This window comes from Paenisporosarcina sp. TG20 (genome assembly GCF_000286315.1).
Classification (GTDB): Bacteria; Bacillota; Bacilli; order Bacillales_A; family Planococcaceae; genus Paenisporosarcina.
This window is the reverse complement of the sequence record NZ_ALJG01000158.1, coordinates 1-5,788: the sequence shown is the minus strand read 5'-3', so window position 1 is coordinate 5,788 and position 5,788 is coordinate 1. Positions and strand designations below refer to the sequence as shown.

Genomic DNA, 5,788 nt, shown 5'->3' with positions numbered 1-5,788 from the left:
GAAATCATACCGGAAACCAAAGTAGATACTATATGGAATTTCCTTCTAAACTGATACTTAAATCATTTGCTCTCTTAAAGGAATGGGCGTACTTATGCCCGGTTTTTCTTTGAATTTTCTTTTTCAATCTCCATGGCAGCGTAGGAACAGTTTCCTTTTTTATCACCCGGTCCCGCCTGCTCATGGAACTACTTAATCGAAATACTTCTTATGCCAAATTAAGAACATAAAAATGGTCCAAATTTTCCGCGCGTTATTTGTTTTCCCTTGATAATGATCATTTAATAAAATCATAATTTCTTTCTGATCAAAGAATTGAGCAGCTTGTACGCTTTCAAAATATGATTTAATTTTCTTGAAGTACTTTTCTTCTCGTATCCAAAGCCGAATTGGTACTGGGAAACCAATTTTTTTCCGATTTGCAGATTCTTTAGGAAGCGCTCGTCCTGCCGCTAAACGAAATGCATATTTCGTATCAATGTCATTTACCCGATACTTTACAGGTACTTTGGAAGCCGTTTTCATTACTTCACGGTCCAAGAAAGGAACTCGCAACTCTATAGAATGTGCCATACTCATCTTATCTGCTTTCAATAAAATGTCATCCACTAACCAAAGATGTATATCTAAATGTTGCATTTTTGTTACTTCATCTTCTCGTTTAACTTGGTCATAGTAAGGTTTCACGATTTCTTTTACTGTAGGAGCATTATTATAAGGATTTGTTAAAATGCCTTGGGCTTCCTTTTCTTCGAATATTTTTGCTTGACCAATAAACCAATCCTCTGCAGGAAGTCCACCTTTTATTAAAAAGTTTTTCCCTCTAACTTCAGGAAGGCTTTTAGCAATTACACCCAAAGGTTTACGTAATAGAATTGGCAACTTTTTGTACTTTTTCATAGTATTCGTCGTGTCATACTCAGCATAGCCACCAAATAATTCATCGGCCCCTTCTCCTGAAAGGACTACTGTCACATCACGTTTTGCAAGTTCTGCTAAGAAATATAATGGAACGATTGAAGGATTTGAATGGGGCTCATCCATCATGTATTGAATATCTTCTAATTTATCAAAACAAAGGTCTGGATTTAAGATTTCACTTACGTTTTCAATACCAAGCTCATCAGATAATGACTTCGCATTATCAATCTCAGAGAAATTTTTATCACTGAAACCAACTGTAAAGGTTTTATTTGGTTTTAACACGGAAGCTACATAGCTCGAATCTACGCCACTTGATAAAAAGGAGCCAACCTTCACATCACTAATTCGATGGAACTCTACAGAATCTCTTACCACTTGATCAATTTCCTGAACAATTTCTTCAAGGGGTTGTTTTGTTGGATTGAACTTAGGAGACCAGTAGCGTTGGGTATTAACTTGTCCATTTTCATATGTCATAAAATGTGCTGCTGGTAATTTAAAAACACCTTTAAAAAATGTTTCGTTTAATACTGGATACTGGAAGGTTAAATACGGCTTTAAAGCTTTTTCATTTAATTCTTTATTGAAATGAGGGTGCGGCAAAAAGCTTTTAATTTCAGAACCAAATAACAGCGTTCCGTTCATATGTGCATAATAAAATGGTTTAATACCAAACATATCCCGTGCAGCAAATAATTTTTTATTATTGCGGTCCCAAATGACAAAAGCAAACATCCCACGGAGTTTCTCTACAAGCTTTTCTCCAAATTCTTCATATCCATGGATAAGTACTTCACTATCCGTATGTGTTACAAAAACGTGACCCTTTTCAATCAGTTCCTCTCGGAGTTGCATAAAATTATAAATTTCGCCGTTAAAAATCAATACTAAGGATTCATCTTCGTTATAAAGTGGCTGACTCCCATGCTCTAAATCAATAATACTTAAACGTCGAAAGCCAAGAGCTGCTGAGTTTTCTGTAAACATGCCTGACGAATCAGGCCCACGATGTATAATTTTGTTCATCATTTTTTCTAAAATTTCTGACGAGTTTTTCGTCTCACCTATAAATCCGGTAAATCCACACATTTGTCATTACTCCGTTCAATTAAATATATTTGCCATCTTTAAATTATAAACAATTATTATGCAGACTATGCGGAAATAGATGATGATCTTTTCTGCTGTTCTTTTTCTAATGTTAACACCGAGAACCGCCAAATCCAATATTGTGAAAGTTTTAAACGTAGGCACAGACGAATATTTAACGATGTCTTTTGATAATGCGGTACTTCTATCATGAGTGAACGGTCTTGCCGTTTGAGGAAGTAGAACATAATATAATCAAAAATTTGGATACTGTAAATTTACATTGAATCCTTAATGAGCGAATTAAATGGTGATTTTGTAACAAAATACGTGTAGGTCTAGTATTAGTCACTATAATAAAATTGATTTTTTGGTTTGAAATTAATATCTGGTTGTAAATATGAAGGTTTTATATGAATAATCCTTTGTAATGGAATAAATATCTTTAAAAGATATATTGGATAAAAGCTGGAGAAAAACAATATAGCCATAATAAAATTTAAACTGGCGGTGATTTATGTGGACTATCTGCATCGTAAATTTATATTATTATTATCTACTGGTTTGTTAATGGTTGAATACTTTCCCACCATACAGGATAAGTTAAAGAATTCCAATATAGAAGATGTTGGATCTCTCATCACTACTGCAAAATCCAATTCTTTAGCTGAATCAAAGGTAGATGGAATGATAAACGGTAAAGAATATTTAATTAAAGCAACGCTAATAGGTGAAAGTAAGGAATCTAACAATGATAATGTTGAACAAACCTATATACACGAATCAACAGGTGAAACTTTTCTTTTAGGGACTAACATAGACCGTAAAGCAAATCATATTGAAGTACCAACAATTTTGCAATATCCAGAGCTACCAAATGGATGCGAAATAACCTCTTTAACATCAGTTCTTAATTACTACGGAATCAATGTTTCAAAAACTATAATGGCAGATGATTACTTGCCACAAGTTCCATTTAAATATGAGAATGGGAAGAAAACAGGACCTAATCCTCATAAAGCTTTTGCTGGAAATCCACGTCACTTAAAAGGTGGATGGTATGTTTTTGCAGATCCAATTGTAAAATCTGCAAAAGATGTAATCGATAGATATGAAATGAATTTAAAAGTTGAAAATGTTAGTGGAAGTACACAAGAAGAAATTCTTTCGTATATTGATCAAAACATACCTGTAGTCATATGGGTGACACTTGATTTATCTCCACCAATCAAACGTGGGGGGTGGTATATTGAAGGAACAAATGAATTCCATTCTTCTTTTATAAACCTTCACTCAGTGGTTTTAGAAGGATGGGAGGCCGGGGATGTTCATATTATCAAAAAGTAAACCCATTAGATTTTGGTATTGGGATATTACTAAAATTATTTCTTTGCCTCCTATACAAGATAGTAAAGGATGCGGAGAAATTCTGTTTTTTAAAAAATTGATTAATTGGTATCCAATAAATGTTCCTCTTCCTCTTCCTTTTCTCCAAGCTCTCCAAGGATTCTTGCGCAATCTGATGGTTATCCATCTCAAGAATGGTCCATCGACTTTGCTCATCTTCAATAATGTCATTTGGCATATTCATGGTGTTTTGGAGCTGGAACTATCCTCCCTTTTACTCGATTTTCAATCTTGACGTTATGGTACAGTAACTTTGCGATTCAAATCGAACTGTAAACCTAAGTCGATAAAGTATGCAAAATCCTACTCAACTGACACACAATCAAATTTCATACGTCGCACTATAAGTTTATTTTATAAGTGCCAAAGAGACCACCTCAAACAAAATTATGTAAAAACTCTTGAAAGAGATGCATGTCTTCATCTAGATAAGCGTCTCTTTTTATAAGTATCTAATCTTATCCCCTTTTTTAATTTGGATATGTACTTGGTAAGCAATACCGTTCGAAAACCCATTCAATTTGGAGATATCAATTTCAGTGTTGAAATGCACAGTTTTTGTTTCATTCCCTCGCATGGAAACATCATAGGGGGAGCCTTCATTCATCAAGCGAATCATTGTATCAGGCTCTAAGTCTGAGTACTTATCATAAAACGTAACATCAAAATTTAAATCGTGGTTACTATGATTTGTAAATGTTAACTCACAACTGCCTAACATCGTTTTATCATCCACCATGTTAAATTCGCATTTACTAGACTCCTGCTCATAGTCAACTGCGTTGACGCCTGAAGCAAACGTCTTTTGATAAACGTCGATAATCCCAAGAGGTAATAAACTATAAAGGACTAACGCGAGAATCACGAGGCGAACACGATACTTTTCCAACGATGTAGCAAGTAAATAAATGCCGATAAACAAAAGAATAACTGAAAAGATTCCAAGAATATGAATGCCACTTGAAGTTCTAGTTGGAATGTTCATAATCCATAAAGTGCCTTCAGCAAAAGGCTTTACATGTGGAAAAGGAAAGTTGACTATCATGACCAAAACGAAAAATCCAATAGCTATATACAATCTTTTAAAGTTTCGAATTATCACTAATATCCCCCCGATTTCTACTTTTAATGTCTAATTTCACTTATTTCCTCTTCACGTATCGTACGTTGCAACCCTTTCGCCAAGCGCATGATAACCCATGTCATGAAAATAGAACTGATTAGGAGCACAAACATATTGGGAAGTGCTTTTGCGTATAGTTCAGAGCTTTCGCTAATGCCCCACTGTGGCCAAGTGGGTGCTATGTACATCGAGATAACGACAATTGAATTATTGATGATATGGAATAAAGTTGGAATGAATAAATTGTTAGTTTTCAAATATAACAACGAAGCGACTATACCAAATACGAATGCTCCCAAAAAATCCGGATGTAGAATGCCAAAAAGAATACTGGAAATCACTATCCCACCCCACATCGAGGTCTTCTTTATCATGCGTTTTAGCAACACCCCACGAAAAATAAATTCCTCCGCAACGGGTCCAATAATTGCAATGCTCAGTATAGTTAAAGTTAAATAAATAGGGTTTTCGGGCATAGGAATCGGTTCTAAGAAAAAATCCACAAGCCAAGGAAAGGTAGGATATAGGATGAATAATTGTAACCAAAAGGCACTCATTGAAAAAGCGAGTGAGAGTATGACAAATCCTAGTAACCAGGGGAGCCAACGAATTGAGCCTTTGGTAAAAACGACTTCATGAACCGACCTTTTTTGTTTTCGAAAATGGTAACGAAAGAAAATAACAGGACCCGCAATGTATAATATCGCTTGTAAGCCGATATCTGCAAAACTTTCACTATAGGGAACAAAAATCGCCCCAATTCCAAAAAGTATCATTAACAATAATGTTAAACCTAGTAAATGACGCGTCTTCATTTCATCAAACATATGGCTCACTCCTATACCTCTAATTAATACGTAAGCGGCAGCATTTAGTTTCATGTTTGATCTTGAATTATCCAGTAGTTGATTAACCCATCTCACAAAAACTAAGGCTATTGTATTCAAAAGCATTCAAAATATTTTCCGCTACCCACCATATACCTACTCAATAGGAGGAATAATAGCTTACTTTTCATGCGTCATCACCCTTTTAAGACTATATATGTATGAATATACCATGTAGTAGGGAGGGAATTACTGTTTTGAAGAAATGTTTAATTTCCAACACATGCGGCATGCTTATTAGTCGAGACTGTTATATTATGTATGAATGAGGAAATTTCATAACTCCTCAATTAGATAATAAACACGAACATTTAATTGTTATCCGTTAATTTTAGACAAGTATCGTTTGATTGTAGCG

Annotated in this window: 5 protein-coding genes; 2 read left to right on the top strand and 3 right to left on the bottom strand. The window is 34.8% G+C overall.

Annotated elements, in window-relative coordinates:
• Nucleotides 1-192: 192 nt before the first annotated feature.
• Nucleotides 193-2,013, bottom strand: coding sequence for an asparagine synthase (glutamine-hydrolyzing) (gene asnB / locus B371_RS0102180; RefSeq protein ID WP_019412678.1), 1,821 nt, complete (start codon nucleotides 2,011-2,013; stop codon nucleotides 193-195).
• A gap of 519 nt (nucleotides 2,014-2,532) precedes the next feature.
• Between asnB and B371_RS21095 the strand changes: the two genes are divergently transcribed.
• Together B371_RS21095 and B371_RS0102170 are read left to right on the top strand one after the other, a co-directional pair.
• Nucleotides 2,533-3,360: a C39 family peptidase gene (locus B371_RS21095; RefSeq protein ID WP_019412677.1), complete on the top strand. Its 828-nt coding sequence runs from the start codon at nucleotides 2,533-2,535 to the stop codon at nucleotides 3,358-3,360.
• On the top strand, nucleotides 3,338-3,655 hold the full coding sequence (locus B371_RS0102170) for a hypothetical protein (RefSeq protein ID WP_019412676.1): 318 nt from the start codon (nucleotides 3,338-3,340) through the stop codon (nucleotides 3,653-3,655). Before B371_RS21095 ends, B371_RS0102170 begins: the two co-directional genes overlap by 23 nt.
• Before the next feature lie 207 nt (nucleotides 3,656-3,862).
• On the opposite strand, the gene B371_RS0102165 is transcribed toward B371_RS0102170, so the two are convergent.
• Nucleotides 3,863-4,522, bottom strand: coding sequence for a hypothetical protein (locus tag B371_RS0102165; RefSeq protein WP_019412675.1), 660 nt, complete (start codon nucleotides 4,520-4,522; stop codon nucleotides 3,863-3,865).
• Nucleotides 4,523-4,545: 23 nt separating this feature from the next.
• Nucleotides 4,546-5,370: a CPBP family intramembrane glutamic endopeptidase gene (locus tag B371_RS0102160; protein ID WP_019412674.1), complete on the bottom strand. Its 825-nt coding sequence runs from the start codon at nucleotides 5,368-5,370 to the stop codon at nucleotides 4,546-4,548.
• Between the last annotated feature and the right edge of the window lie 418 nt (nucleotides 5,371-5,788).

Coding starts and splice junctions, on each gene's coding strand:
- asnB (WP_019412678.1), bottom strand. CDS start 2,013: ATGTGTGGATTTACCGGATTTATAGGTGAGACGAAAAACTCGTCAGAA.
- B371_RS0102170 (WP_019412676.1), top strand. CDS start 3,338: ATGTTCATATTATCAAAAAGTAAACCCATTAGATTTTGGTATTGGGAT.
- B371_RS0102160 (WP_019412674.1), bottom strand. CDS start 5,370: ATGTTTGATGAAATGAAGACGCGTCATTTACTAGGTTTAACATTATTG.